Raw genomic sequence first — 18,441 nt, 5'->3', positions numbered from 1 at the left:
ATGAGCGTCATTGAAAAGCTGCGCGAACGTATCAAGCAAAAAGGCCTGGGCCGCACCTTCGGCACGTTGTGGAAACGCTACGTGTTCTTCCATTGGGAACTGTTGTGGATGGAGCGCGACCTGGTCAGCCCGGTACCGCCGCACAAGCTGCGCCCCTACGACGGCCTGCGCAAAGTCGACATCACCGCCGAGAACGCCGGCGCGTTCGCCAAGCACTTCGGTGACCGCGTGGAAACCATGGCCGAGCTGGCCAACGAGGGCCATACCGGGCACATGTACCTGGACGCCGACGGCCATGCGGTCGGGTTCATCTGGGGCAGTATTCGCGACTACCACGACCGCCACTATTACGGCTGCACCTTCCCGGTCAAACCCGGCGAGTTCTTCGAATTCGGCGGCGAAATGATTCGCGCCTACTTCGGCAGCAGCCTGTCGGTGGACGTCCAGGTCGCCCTCTGGGAAGCCATGGCCGCCCAGGGTTGCAACAAGGTGGTGGACGTCTGCGAAACCCACAACATCCCGGCGCTGAAACTGCACATCCGCATGGGCTACCACGAACAGGGCCGCGTCATGCACGTCTATTGCCTGTTCGGCAAATGGCGCTTCTTCCGCGAAACGCGCTATGAGGGCTCACGCCTCGATCCGCTGCGCAAGCCGGGACGGCCGGTGGTGACGGCGGCTGCGCAGGCTTGACGGATTTATCCTGCGGCGGCCGGGACGGCGCCGCAGAATCTTCCTACTCTCGTACAGGAATCCCCGTCATTCAGTTTCGGCACCATCTGGCTGATCGCAATCATGTGAATTAATACATTCATGCAGAAACGCAGAGACAAACCGATGGAACAAAACACATCCGATTTTGAAATGACGGCACTGCTGGTTGATCTGAATACCATCCGTGAGTACCTCTCTCAGGTACTGGCAGAAGGTGACGATGAAGAGTTGTTTCGAGCAATCGGATACGTGACGCAAGCCCGTATCCGACTCACCGAAAAAGAGACAGCGCCTCTCGCCTCCCCCTCTTGTACCTGTCTCAGCGTTTCACCCCCACCCACGTAAAACACATCGGCATCTGCGCCTCGCGGTTCTGGTACTGGTCATACACTTCTTCCCGGTTCGAGTGCGGGTATTCCTTGAAGTGCGTGATGTTCAGGCCGGCCTCGATGGCGGCGGTGAAGATTGCGCCGAGGGTGTGCACGAACCAGTAGGACTTGGCCGCTTGCTGTTCGACCTTGCCGACGTAGACGATCGGTTTTTCAAGCACGAACGGTTCTTCGCGGAAGTACGAGGTGGCGAGGCGAAACGGGTCCTCGGTCTCGGGGTCGACCATTTCCAGGAACGGGTGGGTTTCGTAGATCACCAGTTGTCCGCCCGGTTTCAGGGTCGAGGCGACGTGACGAAAGAACTCGCCGATGTCGGGCATCCAGCCAAAGACGCCGATGGTGATCAGTGCGACGTCAAAACGGGCGCGCAGCGATTCGGGCAAATGATGAATATCGGCTTCGATGAACTCGGCATTGTGCGGCGAACGCTTGTTCAGTTCGCGGGCCTGTTCGAGAAACGCGCTCGATTGATCGATACCGACCACGCTCCGTGCGCCAAGGGCGAACAGTGACAGGCTTTCGCGGCCATTGTTGCAACACAGCTGCACGACGTCTTTGCCATCGACACCGACCTGCTCGAGCAAGCCGCGAAGGGTGTCGTCGAGGCAGGAAAAGTCAGCCTGCGTGACTTCGGTCAGCAAGGCCTGCCAGTCGGGCGAATCCTGGTGATGACGGGCGGAATCGTTCCACGCCTGACGATTGCTCTCGACGGCGTTTTTATTGTTTGGCACTTCCATGGCGCACTCCGGGCGATGCTCACAATTGAGCGGGCCCGAGTCTAGTTCAGCCTCGCGTTACAGGTTGTTGCGAACTTGTAAGCCGACAAACTTGCACCAGCGCCTGCACCAACGCCTGCACCGCGGGCAGCTATAGTTAATAGCCTTGGGGAAATCCGCTTCCACAGGTGCTGCCATGGGAATGTTCAATCGACTGCTGTTGTCCGCCTGTCTGCTCGCCGCCGCCCAGGCGCAGGCGCTGGACAGCAACTTCAACTACTACGGGGCGGACCAGCCTTTTGCCCACCCTGCTCCGCCGTCGCTGTCCGCTCAGCCGCCCCGGCCGTTCGATGACACGGCGCCGCAGGATTTCATCGTCATCCCGGATCGCCACGTGTTCCATGACTCGCAACTGCCCACTGTGGCCGATGCGACGGTGCGGGTGTTTATCCGCACCTACGATGCCGAACGCGGCATCTACGTCAACGACGAAGTGCTGGATCCGACGTGCGTGCTGGAATGCCTCGGCACACCGAGTCCGCGCAGCAACGCGGTCTACCACTGACGCTTGTCCGGACGGGCCAGGCCGAGCTTTTCGATGCGGTAGCGCAGCATGTCGCGGCTCAGGCCCAGCAGGCGCGCCGATTTGGTGACGTTCCAGTCGGTCTTGTCGAGCATCTTGCGCACCATGTCGCGCTCGACCTCCGGCAGGTTCATCGATTCGGTGTTGCTCGCCGGGCGCGGTTCGAAGTGCGTGTGCGGCACCTCGTGCTGATGCTGCGGTGGCAGCTCATCGCACAGGCTCATGCACACGTTCAGTTGATGCGCGGCGATGGTGTCGCTCGGCGCCAGCAGCACGGTCTGTTCGAGCATGTTGCGCAGTTCGCGCACGTTGCCCGGCCAGGTGTAGCTGAGCAGCAGCTCTTCGGCCTGATCGCTGAAATGCAGGTTCGGTTTGCCATAGCGCTTGCCGTGGCTGGCGAGGAAGTGCCGGGCCAGCAGCAGGATGTCTTCGCCACGGGCGTACAGGCGCGGCACCTTGATCGAGATGATCCGCAAACGGAAAAACAGATCGCGGCGGAACTTGCCCTGCTGGACCATCTGCTCAAGGTTGCAATTGGTGGCGCTGATCACACGCAGGTTGACCTTGCGTTCCTTCACCGAGCCGACCCGGCGAATAGTGCGATCTTCCAATAGCTTGAGCAGTTTGGCCTGCAACAGCAGGTCCATTTCGCCGATCTCGTCGAGAAACAACGTGCCGCCGTCCGCCGCTTCCACCAGCCCGACCCGGCGATCCTTGGCGTCGGTGAATGCGCCTTTCTCGTGGCCGAACAGTTCCGATTCCACCAGGTTGGACGGAATCGACGCGCAGTTGAATTCAATGAACGGGCCTTTGCTGCGCGGGCCGTCGAAGTGCAGCGCGCGGGCCACCAGTTCCTTGCCGGTTCCGGTTTCGCCTTCCACCAGCACCGGCGGCAGATCGGTGTTGGCCATGCGCCGCTCGGCGTCGAGCAACTGGCCGATGGTGTTTTTCAGGTACTGCATCGGCGACGACTCGCCGATCAGCGCCTGCACCCCGGACTTCTGCGCCTCGCGCTCCTGATAGAACGACAGCGTGCGTTCCATCCGTTCGGTGGCCAGGGCCTTGTCCAGCAGCAGTTTGAGTTCCGGCAGCGCGACCGGTTTGGTGACGTAATGAAAGGCGCCCTCCTTCATTGCGACCACCGCGTCTTCGACGTTGCCGTAGCCGGTCATCATGATCACTTTCAGTTCCGGCGCGCTGATGCGCAGCTTCTGGATCAGATCGTGACCACTCATGCCCGGCAGCGAGTTGTCGGTCAGGACGATGTCCGGCATGAAGCTTTCCAGTTGCCCCAGCGCGTCCTCGGCCGAGTGGCAGACCGTCACCTCGAAGTCTTTGCGCTCCAGGTAGGTCTGAATATTCTCGGCCAGCAGTTCGTCATCCTCGACCAGCAGAATGCTGTGTTCCATATTCCCCTCCCGATGCCACTCTAAAGTTGAGACTGACGCGGGTTCCTTCCTGCTCCCGGCTGGTCAGAATGACCGAACCCTGAAACCGCTCCATGATTCTTTTGACCAGCGCGAGGCCAACCCCGAGGCCGCCCTGCTTGGTGGTGAAAAACGGCTTGAACACCAGCTGTTGCTGCTGCGCGCTCATGCCTTTGCCGGTGTCGCTCAGGGTCATGCGCACATGACCGGTGTGCGGTGTTTCAATCTCGACACTCAGTACGCCCCCCTTGGGCATCGCTTCCAGGGCGTTGGCAAACAGGCTATTGAGTATTTGCGTCAGCAGCACCTTTTGACTGACGACCGGCGGGCAATTTTGTGGCGTGAATCGCACTTCAACGCCATTGCGCCGGATCAGCGCGTCAAACGCCCCCAGGGTGTCCTCGACCGCCGCCAGCAATTCCACCGCCTCGCCGTCGTCACTCATCGGGCGCAACGACACCAGCAGTTCGCGCACCCAGCGCGACATGCGGTCAACCTGGCTGATGATGTCGCCGATGTTGCGTTGCGCGCCGGGGCTGGCGATTTCCTGGGCCAGTTCGGCGCTGGAACGAATGGTCGCCAGCGGGTTGCGCAGGCTGTGGGCCACTGCCGAGGACATTTCGCCCAAAGCGACGAAGGTTTCGTTGCTGATCAGCTGCTGTTGCTGGCTTTGCAGCAGCGTCGAGGCGCGCCGCACGATCCAGAACAGACCGAGATAAATCGCCGCGCCGCCAAGAATGGTCGCGGCCCAGATCGAAGCGAACCCACGGTCGATACGGTCCACCAGATCCGCCGGTTCCTTGTAGATCTCGACCATGGCGACGACTTTGCTTTTGTCGGCGTTGAACATCGGGATGTAGTTTTCGATGAACAGGTATTTCGGCTCGCGGGAAAGCCGCTGCTCCGGCTTTTCGTCGTCGATCTTGTGGTAGCTGGAAGACACCGGCACTTTCATTTCGAACGACTCGTCCAGCTCGTCGTCATCTTCGATCTTGACGTTGATCAGCTCGGGGTTGGTCGACCAGATAATCGTGCGATCCAGGGCATACACCGTGGCCAGCAACACGTCGGGCAAGTGTTCGACATGATCGAGAAACTCGGCGCGGGCCGACGCATGGGCCAGCGGGTCGACGTCGGGGTAGTTCCCGTCCTGGCGCGGGTCGAGCATCTCGCCCATGGTCCGCTGCGGCGTGATGTTGGCGTGGCGCATTTCCGCATCGCCGATGGCCTGCACGAATTGCGCGGTGAGCAGCGCGTCACGCTCTACGCTTTCGGTGACCACGAAACGCGTGGAGATGTAGCCCAGCCCCAGCGCCACGGCCGCGATGATGAAAAAACTCGCCAGCGAGAACCAGCGCAGCAGATTGAACTGCCCGCCCCAGCTCTTGATGGCCGCCAGCGCGAGGTTCGGTGCCGATGTTTTCTGTTCTTCCAGTCGTTGCATGGAGATGCCCTGGCGTTCTGGTATCGAGCCGGTTACAGCCGCCCTCTCGAATGAGTGTAGGTGGCAATGACCGTGACACACGGTTCGGTGATGCTATTTAGCCGCTACTGCATACGACTCACCGTTTCGCTGGCAGAACCCGGTTTTACTGGCGTCAAAGCCCCGTCAGCCAAGGGCTGCACCGACGGATGCTGACGCTCGGTTTCGGCACTCAGGAAGTCGATGATCGATTGCGCGGAAGCTTCATCCAGACGCAGGTTGGGCATCGGGATTCGCTCGTATTGCTCGAACAGTTGCAGCGCGATCGGGTCTTTTTCCGCCAGCACGCGATCCGGTTCACGGATCCAGCGATTGAGCCAGGCCGGGTCACGCTGGCGGGTCACGCCGATCAGATCCGGGCCGATGTTGCGCATGCCGATGCCTTCGCCATCCTGCGGGCCGAGGCTGTGACATGAGGCGCAGCGGGTACGGAACAGTTCTTCGCCATTGCTCGGTGGACGAATCTGCGGGGCGTCGGCGTAGCTTTCTTCGGTGCTGGCCTGTTTCCAGTTCTGCAGCGTGTTGGCGAGCTGGTCGGCGAGGATCCACGGGTTCTCGAACGGCGAGGCTTTCATCCAGCGCCCGGTGCTCTGGTTGCCGACGATCAGGCTCAGGTTGTGATCCTTGGTGCGGCCGTTGTCGACGCCTTCGATGAACAGCCCGAGCTTCTTGCGCAGCTCGGTGACGTCTTCGAACTCTCCGGTGAGGAATTTCCAGCCAGGGCCGACCTTGAAGCGTTGCGAATAGGCCTTGAGCACTGCGGGGGTGTCGCTCAGTGGATCGATGGTGATCGAGTAGAAAAAGATGTCTTTCCCGACCCGGTCCCCCAGCAGTTTCTGCACCTGGCGCAGGCGCGCGGTTTCCAGTGGGCAGGAGTCGCTGCACGAGGTGAAGATGAAGTTGATCACCACCACCTTGTCTTTGATCAGGTCATCGAAAAAACGCACCTGCCGACCGTCCTGGTCGGTCAGCAGGGTATTGGGGAAATAGTCGCCACCCCACGGGGTGGCGGATTCGCTGGCGCCTTCGGGCTGCGCCTGATGGGCGATGAGCACCTGACTGCCGAGCAGGCAGGTGACCAGCACCAGAATCAGGTGCATGCCCAGGGCGCGGGAGCGCGGCGTTGGCTGTGTCATGTCGGCTCCCTCCCTGCTCATGGTTTCACGGTCACTTGCGGGCCGAAGCCATCGCCAGTGCGGAAGGTTGGCAGTGCGGCGGAGTTGACGTAGCGCACGCCATCCCAGCTCGGCAGCGGCGTCGGCATCAACTGCAGTTGCCCGGGTTTCTCGAGGTCCCAACGCAGCAGCATCGAGTTGTCTTCATGCTGGGTGTTGTGGCAGTGCTCCATGTAAGTCCCGGCAAACTCGCGGAAGTTGATCGCCATTTCCACGCTGTCCAGCCCGTCGGCCTCCGAACCGATGCGATAGACGTCCTTGCGCGCCCATTTTTCCCACTCAGGCGGGGCCTTGCCGCCACGGCTGAGGATGATCCCCTCCTCGAAGTGCACGTGTACCGGATGGCTCCAGCCCGTGCCGCCGGCCTTGATGTTCCACACTTCCAGGGTGCCGATGCCGCTGACTCCGGCGTCGGTCGGGCCGCTGGCCAGTTTGGTCGAGGCATTCAACCGGCGAGGGTCCATGTGGAAGCCGAAACCGCCATCGGTCTTGATCGTCCATGGCGCTTCATCGGTGCCGTCGGAGCGGCCGAAGATAAAGGTCCGGTGCAGCGCCTTGGCGAGCAAGGCCTTGTCGGCAGCGTTGTCGCGATGGATCTTCAGCGGAATCATCACCATGCCTTCGGCCTTGCCCGGTTTGGCCGGTTCGTAGGCCGCCGGGTTCATCGACAGATCCTGGCCGGTATAAGCCTTGACGTTGAGTTGCAGAACCTTGCCTACCACCGGGTCGCCCCGGTCCCATTGCGGGCCTTTGCTGGTCTGCTTGATGACCGCCAGATATTTCTCCGAAAGCACGTCGGCCAACGGGATCACTTCTTTCGGGCCCTTGCCGTCGTCCTGGGCTTGCAGGTTGACGAAGAACAGCTTGTCGCCCGGCTTGATGCCGTTTTTCGCGAAGTTGACGATGATGTCGAACCGCTCGGCGATGCCCTGGGTCGGCAGGATCGCGTTGTGGTTTTGTTTGTCGCCGTCGGCATCCAGGTCCATAGAGCCGTCGAACGGCACGCTGTGTTCCATGATGTTGCCGTCGTTGGCAATCATGTGGAACGGCACCCGGCTGTACGACACGCCGGAGTTTCTCGGTCCCTGGAACTCACCACTGGTGCCTTTGACTTCTCGCACCAGCGCAAGCTTGAAGTAGCGCGACACCGAACCATTGAGGAGGCGGAAACGATAACTGCGGGCCCGCACGTCGAGGGTCGGTTTCCACTGCCAGTTGACCAGCACCTGATCGCCGATGAAGCCATCGGTGTTGAACGGGTTGAACCACAACTGGCCCTGCTGATCCCAGGCCTTGTCGGCGAACACCAGGTTGACGTCGTAGTCGCGGTTGCCCCACGGCAAGGCGCTGCCGCTGGGGAAACGCAGGTTGACGCCGTCGTTCACCGATTCGTTGCCACGGTCCAGGGCGCTGTAGTAGTTCATCATCGCCGCGTTGCCCTTGTAGACGTTCTGCGCGGTGAAATCGAGCATGTGGTCGTGGAACCAGTGGGTGCTCATGGTTTCGCGCCAGTCGCCACGAATCCTGATGGTGCCGTGGTCGCAGGTCTTTTTCGCAGGCTGAATATCGTTGACCCACAGGGTTTCCCCCGGTGCACACGGGAACGCCGCGCGTGGGTCTTCGGCTTTGGTGTTGATGCTGTCGTAACCGGCGAGCTGGATCGGCCAGCGATAGTCGTAGAACTGGCCGGGGAAGAAAAACGCGTTGGCATAACCGTCGCTTTCCGCTGGCGCATGGCCGTTGTGCTCGTGGGTGGTGATGGTGTGCAGACCGAAACCGCGGTTGGCCGAAGGGTCGATCGGCAAACCGTTGTAGTGACGCATCAGCACCGGCTGGCCGTAGCGCACCATCAACAGTTTCGGCGGCAGCGTGCCGTCGAAGGTCCACACCGAATTGTGGTCCTGCACCGGCATCGCCGGGTGGAACCGTGGGTCGACACCCTTGGCCGTGCCATCGGTCGCCGGCACGCCCGCGACGTTGTGGTACAGACCACCAGGGCCGAACTCGCCGACGGCATAACCGTGCATCTGCCGACTGTCACGCAGGCCGCCGTTCAGCCGCGCACCGGTCTGCACGGTCTTGTAGGCGACTTGCGGGTAGAACTCGTTCCAGCGCTGATGGGCCCAGCCTTTTCCCGGTGGGCGGCCTTCGGCGGAGGAACCGATATGACGGTTGAGAAACAGTTCGATCTGCGCCTGCCAAGGGTTGCGGTCAACCACGTTGGCGTACTGGCTCGGAAATGGCGTGAGCCCCGGTTGACGCAGGAATGCATCCAGCGCCGTGCCGGGTGGCGCGCTGCGGGCGATGTTGTTCGGGTCTTGCGCCGGCGCCGGGCCGATGGCCGCAGGCGGGAAGCTCAACGGCGCGGCCGGTGTGGTCGGGTCGAGTTTTTCCGGGCCGAACTCTTCGAACAGCACCAGTTGCTGAGTGAACGGCTGCGCACCGTACAGCGGGCTCGGCTTGCCGTTGGTGGGGTAATTGAAACTGGTCTGGACGGTGGGCGGCAGGATGTTTTCCGTGCGCGTCGTGTTGCGCGTGCCTTTGACCCCGTCGGGCAGATCGAAAGAGTCTTCGTTGGCCTCGGGCATGGTCAGGATGGCGTTGAGCGCGCCGGCGCGGTCTGCGGGCTCGTCGTAATAGGCCGACGGGTCGGAGGCCTCCGGCTGATTTTCGTCGTCGATCGGGCTCGCTCGGACCGCGGTCATCTGGCCGAGGGTCAACATCAGAAAGACGCTCAGGGGCGTCAACAGGAACAGCTTTTTGGGGTCACGCATTGCTCTGTCCATCACCAGCCGCCTCATCTAAGGAAGGGGTGATGGTGTTTTGCAATTACCTCGCCAAAAAATCATTTCCAGTTGTAACAGGGACTTGGGAGCGCTGTTGCATTCCCCACTCCCCGGTGACCGGGGCCTGACACCCACTGCTGGGGGAAAGTTCACCCCAATTTACTGAATGAGCTGAAACGCCAGACGAACGGTGGTGCCCTCGCCTTCGCGGCTGTCCAGGCTCACGCCCCCGCCGAAGCGTTCCATGATCCGTTTGACCAGCACCAGCCCCACGCCGAGGCCGCCCTGCTTGGTGGTGAAGAACGGCCGGAAGGCCATGCTGCGCTGTTCCTCGTTCATGCCTTTACCGGTGTCGCTGAGCATCACGCTCACGCCACGGCTGTCGCTCGGTTCGAGGGTGATGGTCAGCGTGCCGCCCTTGTCCATGGCCTCCAGCGCGTTGGCCAGCAGGCTGTTGAGGATTTGCGTGAGCTGGATGGGCTGGCTCAGCACCATCGGCGTCTGCTGGGGATGAAACACCACATGCACGCCGGCCTTGGCGATCTGCTGCTCGAAGGCCATCAGGCTGTCGTGCAGCGCCGCCACCAGGTTCACCGGTTCCGGGTCGTCATTGAGCGGTCGCAACGATTGCAGCAGTTCGCGCACCCACTTCGACATGCGGTCGACCTGGCCGATGATGTCCTTGATGTTCTTCTGCGCCGGCCCCGCATCGAATTCCAGCGCCAGCTCGGCGCTGGAACGGATGGTCGCCAGCGGGTTGCGCAGGCTGTGAGCCACCGCCGATGACATCTCGCCCAGCGCGACAAAGGTTTCGTTGGCGATCAGTTGTTTTTGCTGGGCCGCCAGCAGAATCGCTGCCCGCCGCACGATCCAGTACAGCCCCAGATAAATCAGCCCGCCGCCCAGCGCGGTGGCCAGCCAGATCAGCGTCAGCCCGCGCTCCATGCGGGCGATCAGGTCTTTGGGCTCTTTATAGATCTCGACCATCGCCGTGACATTCTTGCCCTCGGCGTCGAAGAGCGGGATGTAGTTTTCGATGAAGATGTATTCCGGCGGCACCACGAACTTCTGTTCTTCACGGCCCTTGTCCACATCGTGATAACTCGCCGACACCGGAATCTTTTCATCGAACGCCCGGTCGAGGTCTTCGTCGGCATGAATACGCGTGTTGACCAGCGCGGGGTTGGTCGACCAGATCACGGTACGATCCGGCGCATAAATGTTGGCGAGGATCACGTCCGGCAAATGCTCGATGTGATCGAGAAATTCGCCCCGGGCGCTGGCTCGGGCTTGCGGGTCGACGTCGGGAAAGTTCTTGTCCTGGCGCGGGTCGAGCAATTCGCCCATGGTGCGGATATTGGGGATCGAGACGTGGCGCACTTCCGCCGACGCGATGGCCTGAATGAACTGCGCGGTCAGCAAGGCATCACGCTGCACGCTTTCTTCGATCACGAACCGTGTCGACACCGCCCCGAGCGCCACGGCCACGGTGCCGATCACTGCCATGCTGATCAATGAAAACCAGCGCAACAGGTTGAACGGCTGCTTGCGCGAGTTCAGCCGCTGGCTGCTCTCCTCGATCGGTAGCGATTTTGACTGCATGTTCATGGCGGCGACTTCCCGATACGTCCCTATAGGGTTATAGCCCACGGTTGGGTGTTTGCCCGGATCCGGGGGGTGAACGGCCCCACGCTCGGCCGATTTCCCGGTCAGGCAAAAACCGCCAGGCGTTCATGCCCCCACAATCCCCAATGCTGGGGACAGTCGCCCTATCCGGGCTTGCGCCCTTTCCCCCCACGCCAAGCCGCGAACCCTTGCGCCACGGGCGTTTGCGGCCGGTTGGCCCGTCGTTGGTATGGAAGTTGTAAAGCCCTCTGCAACTGACCCATCCCCAAGGGGCAGGTACTTTGATAGAGGGATTAACTCATGCACCCTTTACTGTCCAAAACCGCGACCGTCCTGGTCGTGAGCGCCTTGGCCCAGGGCATTGCCCAGGCCGCTCTGTTCGCCGTCGATCCGGGTCCCTACACACCGGCCAATGGCGGTTTCGCCAGCTGGTATCAGGACACCCACGGTCGCACTCTGGATCTGTGCCTGTCCAAAGCGCTCAGCTCCCGCGTGCCGAGCACACCGGGCGCCCCGTCGTACATGTGCTCGCTGCTGCCGACCCCCGGCGTGTTCGATGACACGCAGCCGATCGTGTTCCCCAGCAACTTCCCCGATGAAGCGTTCTGGTTCACCGGCGAAACCTCGCTGGTCGATGCCGCGCGCGGAATCAACCTCGGTTACGTGAGCGCCGTCGAAGCCGCGTTCGCCGCCGAAGAGCCGGTGGAAGGCGATCAGGTGAGCTTTGCGCGGATTCGCATTCGCGTGGATGTGCCCACCGCTGGCACCTACGTCATCACCCACCCGTACGGCGTCGATGTGTTCAACGTCGATACCCCCGGTCGCCGCGCCATCAACATGACCCGCGACATCGGCATCGGCACCCCGCAAACCTACGACGGCGCGCTCAAGGGCGACATCGGTCCGTTCCTGCGCAGCGTCAACGGGCCGTACACCGAGACCAACCCGGTGAGTGGCGCGGCCGAGCAGTTTGTCGGCGACCCGAACCTCAACGAAGCCGTGACCGGCAGCCCGTTCAACACCAACTACGTGCGCATCGAAGGCCCGGGCGGCATTGACCTGCGCACCACGACCTTCGCCGTGTCCGGCAAGTTGTCGACGGTGGTGCGGCCGACCCCGCTGATCCCGCAGCGCAGCACCTACTCGCGCAAACCGGGTGACAGTGCGCCGGTGGCCCAACAAGACGTGTTCGTCCAGGCGCCACCCGCGCCGGGCACCGCCGCCATCACCAGCAGCACCCCGGTGGTGAACATGAAAGAAGCCGACAGCACCGGCAGCTGGTACGCGCAATCGGCGGTCAACCCGACCCTGCCGACCGTGCTGCAAGTGACTGCCGACAACCACCTGGCGATCGCCACCAGTTCGCCCACCACCCTGCCCATGACCCTGACCGACCTGGTGGTGATCCAGCGCGCCGAGTACAGCCTCAGTTCCGGGCAATTGACCGTGGTGGCCTCGACCAGTGACGAAACCTCGCCACCGGTGCTCACCGCCACCTCCGGCACCGGCGCCGCCATTGGTGCGCTGGGCGGTGACGGCGCGGTGAAAACCCTGGCCACCGGGATCACGCCGATTCCACCGGCCAAGGTTCGGGTGACGTCGTCCAACGGCGGCAGCGATACCGAAGAAGTGGTCATCGTGCAATGAACGCTCACATGCCCAGATCCGCATCAGGAGGCATCATGAACAAGTGGCCACGCTTCGCGCTCAACGCGCTCGGGCTGACAATCTCGCTGACCGGCAGTGCGTTCGCGCAACTGGCCGCCGTCGATCCCGGCCCTTACACCTTCGCCACCGGGAAATTCCCGATGTGGTACCAGGACAACAACCTGCTGTCGATGGAACTCTGCCAGTCGCGCGCCGCCAGTTCGCGAGTGCCGGTCAGCACCCCGCCGGCGTACATGTGCACCCTGCTGCCGGAACCGGGCGTGTTCGATGACACCCTGCCGATGGTGTTCCCCGACAACTGGCCGCCGGAAGCTTTCTGGTTCCTGGCTGAAACCGCGATCCCAAACAACGGTGCCGGTTTCGGCGTAGACGCCTACGTCGCAGGCATCGAAGCGGCGTTCGCCTCGGAGAATCCGGTCGATGGCGATCAGCAAAGCTTCGCGCGGATTCGTATCCGGGTGAACGTCCCGGTGGCCGGCACCTACACCATCACCCACCCGTACGGCGTTGAAACCGTCAACGTCACCACACCGGGGCGGCGGGCGATCAACATCACCAAGGACATCGGCATCGGCGCGCCAGGCAACTTCAGCGGTGCGCTCAACGGCGCCATCGGCCCGTTCCTGCGCAGCATCAACGGCCCGTACACCGAAGTGAACCCGGACACCGGCGGCATCGAAACCTTCGTCGGCGACCCGAACCTCACCGAAGCGGTGACCGGCAGCCCGTTCAACACCAACTTCCTGCGGATCGATGGTCCGTCGGGCGCCGGCTCGATTCAGACCAACCTGTTCACCGTCGCCGGCAAGGTCCTCGACAACCGTCAACAGACCCACGTCGCCATCGACCGCGCCACCTATCGCCGGACGTCGGCCGGTGTGCGCGCCGAGGTGTTCGCCAAGGCTGACAGCAGCACGACCCTGTGCTTCCGCGAAACCCTGGCGTTGCTGCCCGGCCCACCGCCAACGCCGTGCCAGACCAGTCTGCTGGGTGACAACAACGGGCTGTTCTTCGGCCAGCGCCTGGGCAACGGCACCCTGCCGTCGGTGGTGGTCGTGACCGCGACCAACCCGGCCGGCACCACCCGTCCGACCGCCGTCTCGGCCAAGCTCACCGACGTGGTGAAAATCCAGACCGCCCGCTACAGCTGGGCCAACCACAGCCTGCTGATCGAAGCCACCTCGACCGATGAAGTCGCGGTGCCGGACATGGTTGCCCAGGGCTACGGACGTCTGTCGAAAACCGGCACCCTGCAAAAAATCACCGTCGCCGACCTGACTCAGCCTCCAGCCACCGTCACGGTGAAATCCGCCGCCGGCGGCAGCGATACCGAGCCCGTCGTAGTGGTCGGTGCTGCACCGGACACCGGTGAGAACCAGGCGCCACTGGCCGTCGCCGACACCGGCAGCACCAGCTTCGGTGTGCCGATCACCCTCAGCCTGTTGACCAACGACAGCGACCCGGACAACAACGTGCCGCTGACGATCACCGCGCTGACTCAACCGGCCGCCGGCCAAGGCACCGTCGCGCTGAGCGGCACCACTTCGGTGGTCTACACCCCGCCAGCCGTGGTGACCACACCGTTGACCACGACCTTTACCTACAAGGCGCAAGACAGCAAAGGTCTGGCCTCGGCCAACCCGGCGACCGTGACGGTAACCGTCGCGCCTAACCGGCCACCGACCGCCGTCGCCGACAGCGTCGCCACTCTGGGTGTTGCAATACCGATCAACGTCCTGGCCAACGACACCGATCCGGAAGGCAACACACCGCTGGGCGTCGCCAGTCTGACCCAACCGCCGGCAGGACGCGGCACGGTCAGCACTGACGGCACGGTGATCACCTACACCCCACCGGCCACCGTGACCACGGCCTTCACCACGACCTTCACCTACATCGCCCGGGACAGCTTCAACGCCCAGTCGACGCCGGCGACCGTCACGGTGCAAGTGTCGCCACGGCCAGCGGCGGAAACCTTCACGATCACCACCTCGACCGTGCAGGCCCGTTCCGGCGGCCGCTTCAACTGGGACTTCGCCGGCACCTCGTCGGTGACCACCGGCAACACCATCACCGTGCAGGTCACCACCCCGACCGGGCTGGTAACGCTGGGCACCACCACGGTACCGGTGACCGGACGCTGGCGGCTGACGCTGAACAACACGCTGGTCGTGCCATCAGCCAACCCGACCGCCACCATCCGTTCGTCCCAGGGCACCGTTCGCACCATCTCGGTGACCACGCTCTGAGCCCACGCCCCACCCAACCCACACCGCCAGGCGCGGGGTGGGTGGGGCGGACTCAGCCACGATTCCGGATTTGAGCAACACACAACACAGGACAACGCCATGAACACGCCGACCGCCGCCCTGCTTTGCCTGCTCGCCCTGTGCGTCAGTGCGGGCGTGCGCGCCGACGACCTGATGGAAAACGATGACCTGGCGCCCAACAGCGCCGATCTCGGCGAACTGCCGCCCCCCATGGGCCAGCAAGCCCTGATCGACCAGAACGGCCAGGTCAACCTCGCCCTGCTCTCGCAGAACGGTCAGTCGCTGCTGGGCAAGATCGTGCAGTCGGGCAGCAATCAGGAGGCGTACATCCTGCAACAAGGCAGCGACCTGATGGCCTTGATCACGCAAAACGGCTCCGGCAACGCCGCGTCCATCACGCAAACCGGCAGCCACAACCGTGCGCAGATTTCGCAAAACGGCAACAACAACGACGCCAGCATCGAGCAGGCCGGCACGGGGCTGCAAAGCGCCGTGACCCAGTCGGGCAACGGCATGAGCGTTTCGGTCAAGCAATATCGCTAAGCACTGCAATCATCGGAGAGTTCATCATGTTCAAACTGACGCCCCTCACCGCCGCCATCCTGGTCATGATCAGTGCCCAGGCCATGGCCGACGACAGCATTTCCACCCAGAGCCAGCTCGGCACCGCCAACATCGCCAACGTCAAACAGACGCAGGCCCCGTTCAGCACCGCCACCCAGACCCAACTGGGCCAGGGCAACGACGCCGCCGCCGTGCAAGACACCGCCACCAGCGTCATCACCCAGGACGCGGTCGGCGACTACAACGCCGGTTACGCCGAACAACTTTACGAAGACAACAGCACCATCACCCAACAACAGGTCGGCGCCTTCAACACCACCCACGCCAGCCAGTCCCTGGGTTTCGGCGCCGGCAACCAGGCCCTGCAACAACAGCAAGGCACCGGCAACTTCTCGTTCGTCTATCAAGACTCGCAGAACGGCAGCGAAGGCAAGACCTTCCAGTTCGGCGACAGCAACGAAGCCAACATCGAGCAACTGTACGAAGGCACCGGCAACAGCTCGGTGATCACCCAGTACGGCACCGCCAACTACGGCACCGCCGAACAAGTGCTGCACAACGGCGGCCAGATCGGTATCAACCAGGCCGGCGAAAACAACTACGCCTACGGCGACCAGCGCAACGGCACTGGCGGCAACATCACCATCAACCAGTTCGGCAACCTCAACGGCACCGAAATCTGGCAAGACTCGCAACTGGCCAGCCAGGCCACCGTCAACCAGTACGGCGACAGCAACGAAACCGTGGTCGACCAGAGCTTCGGCGAAAACAACACCGCCGCCGTCACCCAGGTCGGCAACACCAACGCCATCTATGCCGACCAGTTCGAATCGGTCAACTCGACGCTGGCGCTGTATCAGGTCGGCAACGGCAACGTGCACTTCACCTACCAGAACGGCGACAGCCACACGCTCAACGCCACCTCGGTGGGCAATGACAACAAGGTCTACGCCAGCAACTGGAAAGGCCCGCAACTGGGCGGCCAGTTCGGCAGCAGCCAGCGCGCCACCGTCACCCAGGCCGGCAACGGCAACATCGCCAGCTTCAAACAGGACGGCATCGGCCACATCATGACCACCAACCAGACCGGCACTGGCAACAAGACCACGGTCAGCCAGGCGGATTCCTACAACGAGCTGTACTTCGATCAGAACGGCAGCGACAACATCCTCATCGCCGACCAACGCGGCACCACCAACCTGGTTCAGGGCTCCTCGAACGGCTCGGGCAACAGCGCCGAATTCGATCAATCCGGCACCGGCAACCAGGCCTACACCGCGCAGCTGTATGGCAGTGACAACATGATCACCGTGAAACAGGCGGACACCATGAACGTGGCGTATGTAACCCAGGGCGGCACCGGGAACATTGCCAATGTGGATCAGAGCGGGATGACGCAGACCGCGACGATTCAGCAGTTCGGGTCGGCTAACCAGGCGACGGTTTTGCAGCAGTAAGTGTTGAGTGTTGGAAAACCGCGATCTTGAGGTCGCGGTTTTTTTTGCGCTGACGCTTGAGTGGCGTCCTACGGAAAACGGAACGTTTTCAGAAACTCGAGGAGTTTTCTGACGAATTCTGGCGGTTGGCCGTCGGAAGTGCAGGCTCTAGGATTTGCCGGGACAACTTGATCCCCATGGAGCTTGGCCTACATGCAATTCATCCAGACAGCGACGACAGCGATACCGTTACCGAATAGACTTCCAGGCACCAAACCCGGAGGTTCCATGATCGACCCGTCTTTGATCGACCCACTGTGCCCGGTTGTTTCGGATCTTGGTCCTGAGGAGCAGGCTGCGAGTTATGACCGTTGGTTGATCGCCAAAATACAAGCTTCCATGGATGACCCACGTCCGAGCATTCCTAATGATCAGGTGATGGCCGAAATGCATGCCCTGATGGAAGCAAAGCGTAAAAAATACGATGCAGGTTGAGTGGCAACCCGAAGCTCGGGCTGAACTCCTGCACATTCTTGACTACATCAGTGACCGTAATTTCAAAGCGGCTAACAAGCTCTCAAACGCTATCGAAGCCGCCACGGTTACCCTTACCAAACATCCACACCTCTATCGAGTGGGGCGAACTCCCGGCACTCGTGAGATGGTCGTACATCCCAACTACCTGCTCATTTACCAAGCGGTGGGCCGGATAAATATTCTGGGCGTTGTGCACGCACGTCAGGAATATCCGTGATGTGGCGCTCAGTCACAGAATGAATGACCCCACTGAAGCAAAAAATGCGCTCCCTTTTGGGGGCGTTTTTTTTTCGCTGGTGCTTGAGTCGTTGATCGTTCCCACGTCGAACCGACTCGGGAAATGCCTCAAGGGACGCACCGCGTTCCAGCTCGCGAATTTGACGCGGAGCGTCAGGGGCTGCATTCCCACGCAGAGCGTTGGAACGATCAATCTGGTGCTGCGGTGCAGTCTTTGTTCGACGCCTCAAGTGCCTCGTACCTGCGTTGAGCCTCTTCCATCAATGCCTGTATTTCAGCCATCACTTGCTCATGCGGAATACTTGGACGCGGGTCGTCGATTGACGCTTGGACTTCGGCACGAAACCACCGGTCGTAGTTGGCGGCCTGGTCTTCGCTTTCGAAGTCTGAAACGATTGTGGAGATCAGGGGATCCATGGTGACTCCAGTTTGAATGTGAAAAACGCGACCCATTGCTGGGCCGCGTTTTTTTTATTGGGAATGTGCTGGATCAGCCCTTCAGTTCGACGTGATCCAAGGCCTGATTTACGGCCAGTTCACCCAGCATGAGGATCTGCGCGATGCCCAGGGCGGTCTTGCGGTGGGCGGGGTCGAGGGTGGCGGCGAAGTTGTTGAGCATTTCGCTGGCCGAGCCTAGGGATTCGCTGGCGTTGGCGAGCAGGGATTCGGTGTTGTAGACCGGGTTGGCGAGGTACATCGGGGCGGGTTCGTTGACGCTGCCCATGATGTGGGCGCCGGGGCAGAGGTAATGATCGAGGGCGCGTTCGGCGGCTTCGTGGAGTTTTTTGGAGTGGGTGGAGGTGTATGGGGAGGTTGGGTCGGTTTCGGGG

The 18,441-nt window shown here is 62.0% G+C and carries 17 protein-coding genes; 9 read left to right on the top strand and 8 right to left on the bottom strand.

Annotated features, from left to right (window positions below):
• A complete protein-coding gene (locus K5E37_RS21295) occupies positions 1-693 on the top strand; it encodes an N-acetyltransferase (protein ID WP_221535067.1) in 693 nt (230 codons plus the stop codon).
• A 120-nt stretch (positions 694-813) separates the two neighbouring features.
• Positions 814-1,059, top strand: coding sequence for a hypothetical protein (locus K5E37_RS29745; RefSeq protein ID WP_408980467.1), 246 nt, complete (start codon positions 814-816; stop codon positions 1,057-1,059).
• Here K5E37_RS29745 and K5E37_RS21290 read toward each other — a convergent pair.
• The gene (locus tag K5E37_RS21290) at positions 1,034-1,840 is read right to left on the bottom strand and encodes a class I SAM-dependent methyltransferase (RefSeq protein WP_221535066.1); all 807 of its coding nucleotides are present in this window, start codon (positions 1,838-1,840) and stop codon (positions 1,034-1,036) included. The genes K5E37_RS29745 and K5E37_RS21290 overlap by 26 nt on opposite strands.
• A gap of 175 nt (positions 1,841-2,015) precedes the next feature.
• Between K5E37_RS21290 and K5E37_RS21285 the strand changes: the two genes are divergently transcribed.
• Positions 2,016-2,384, top strand: a complete 369-nt coding sequence (locus K5E37_RS21285; RefSeq protein WP_085607681.1) for a hypothetical protein — start codon at positions 2,016-2,018, stop codon at positions 2,382-2,384.
• Here the strand turns inward: K5E37_RS21285 and K5E37_RS21280 are convergent.
• The 5 genes from K5E37_RS21280 to K5E37_RS21260 form a co-directional block, all read right to left on the bottom strand.
• Positions 2,375-3,811 carry a sigma-54 dependent transcriptional regulator gene (locus K5E37_RS21280; protein WP_085607683.1) on the bottom strand — a complete coding sequence of 479 codons (1,437 nt, stop codon included), beginning with the start codon at positions 3,809-3,811 and terminating at the stop codon, positions 2,375-2,377. The genes K5E37_RS21285 and K5E37_RS21280 overlap by 10 nt on opposite strands.
• The gene (locus tag K5E37_RS21275) at positions 3,780-5,273 is read right to left on the bottom strand and encodes a HAMP domain-containing sensor histidine kinase (protein WP_221535065.1); all 1,494 of its coding nucleotides are present in this window, start codon (positions 5,271-5,273) and stop codon (positions 3,780-3,782) included. Before K5E37_RS21275 ends, K5E37_RS21280 begins: the two co-directional genes overlap by 32 nt.
• Before the next feature lie 104 nt (positions 5,274-5,377).
• The gene (locus tag K5E37_RS21270) at positions 5,378-6,469 is read right to left on the bottom strand and encodes an SCO family protein (protein WP_221535064.1); all 1,092 of its coding nucleotides are present in this window, start codon (positions 6,467-6,469) and stop codon (positions 5,378-5,380) included.
• The gene (locus K5E37_RS21265; protein ID WP_221535063.1) at positions 6,466-9,273 is read right to left on the bottom strand and encodes a multicopper oxidase domain-containing protein; all 2,808 of its coding nucleotides are present in this window, start codon (positions 9,271-9,273) and stop codon (positions 6,466-6,468) included. The genes K5E37_RS21270 and K5E37_RS21265 overlap by 4 nt, the downstream gene beginning before the upstream one ends.
• A gap of 159 nt (positions 9,274-9,432) precedes the next feature.
• Positions 9,433-10,881, bottom strand: coding sequence for an ATP-binding protein (locus tag K5E37_RS21260; RefSeq protein ID WP_085607691.1), 1,449 nt, complete (start codon positions 10,879-10,881; stop codon positions 9,433-9,435).
• Between the two features lie 318 nt (positions 10,882-11,199).
• Between K5E37_RS21260 and K5E37_RS21255 the strand changes: the two genes are divergently transcribed.
• The 6 genes from K5E37_RS21255 (at position 11,200) to K5E37_RS21230 (ending at position 17,591) form a co-directional block, all read left to right on the top strand.
• Entirely contained in the window at positions 11,200-12,546 is a 1,347-nt protein-coding gene (locus K5E37_RS21255) for a hypothetical protein (RefSeq protein WP_221535062.1), read from the top strand.
• Positions 12,547-12,581: 35 nt separating this feature from the next.
• On the top strand, positions 12,582-14,816 hold the full coding sequence (locus K5E37_RS21250; protein WP_221535061.1) for an Ig-like domain-containing protein: 2,235 nt from the start codon (positions 12,582-12,584) through the stop codon (positions 14,814-14,816).
• A 99-nt stretch (positions 14,817-14,915) separates the two neighbouring features.
• Complete coding sequence (locus K5E37_RS21245; protein ID WP_221535060.1) at positions 14,916-15,380, top strand: curlin; 465 nt, start codon at positions 14,916-14,918, stop codon at positions 15,378-15,380.
• Between the two features lie 26 nt (positions 15,381-15,406).
• Positions 15,407-16,858, top strand: a complete 1,452-nt coding sequence (locus K5E37_RS21240; protein WP_007956148.1) for a curlin — start codon at positions 15,407-15,409, stop codon at positions 16,856-16,858.
• A 267-nt stretch (positions 16,859-17,125) separates the two neighbouring features.
• Positions 17,126-17,332 (top strand): antitoxin, encoded by a 207-nt coding sequence (locus tag K5E37_RS21235; protein ID WP_246883796.1) that lies wholly within the window; start codon positions 17,126-17,128, stop codon positions 17,330-17,332.
• A complete protein-coding gene (locus tag K5E37_RS21230; RefSeq protein ID WP_179695643.1) occupies positions 17,322-17,591 on the top strand; it encodes a type II toxin-antitoxin system RelE/ParE family toxin in 270 nt (89 codons plus the stop codon). The genes K5E37_RS21235 and K5E37_RS21230 overlap by 11 nt, the downstream gene beginning before the upstream one ends.
• Before the next feature lie 209 nt (positions 17,592-17,800).
• Here the strand turns inward: K5E37_RS21230 and K5E37_RS21225 are convergent, their stop codons facing one another.
• Together K5E37_RS21225 and K5E37_RS21220 are read right to left on the bottom strand one after the other, a co-directional pair.
• Positions 17,801-18,028: an antitoxin gene (locus K5E37_RS21225; protein WP_221535059.1), complete on the bottom strand. Its 228-nt coding sequence runs from the start codon at positions 18,026-18,028 to the stop codon at positions 17,801-17,803.
• A 73-nt stretch (positions 18,029-18,101) separates the two neighbouring features.
• On the bottom strand, positions 18,102-18,441 hold a 340-nt coding region (locus tag K5E37_RS21220), incomplete at its 5' end, for a DUF6124 family protein (protein WP_221535058.1).

Source organism: Pseudomonas sp. RIT778, from assembly GCF_019718735.1.
In the GTDB taxonomy this organism is placed as follows: Bacteria; Pseudomonadota; Gammaproteobacteria; order Pseudomonadales; family Pseudomonadaceae; genus Aquipseudomonas; species Aquipseudomonas aphyarum.
Note: the sequence above shows the minus strand (reverse complement) of the source record. Positions and strands in the feature narration are given on the sequence as shown.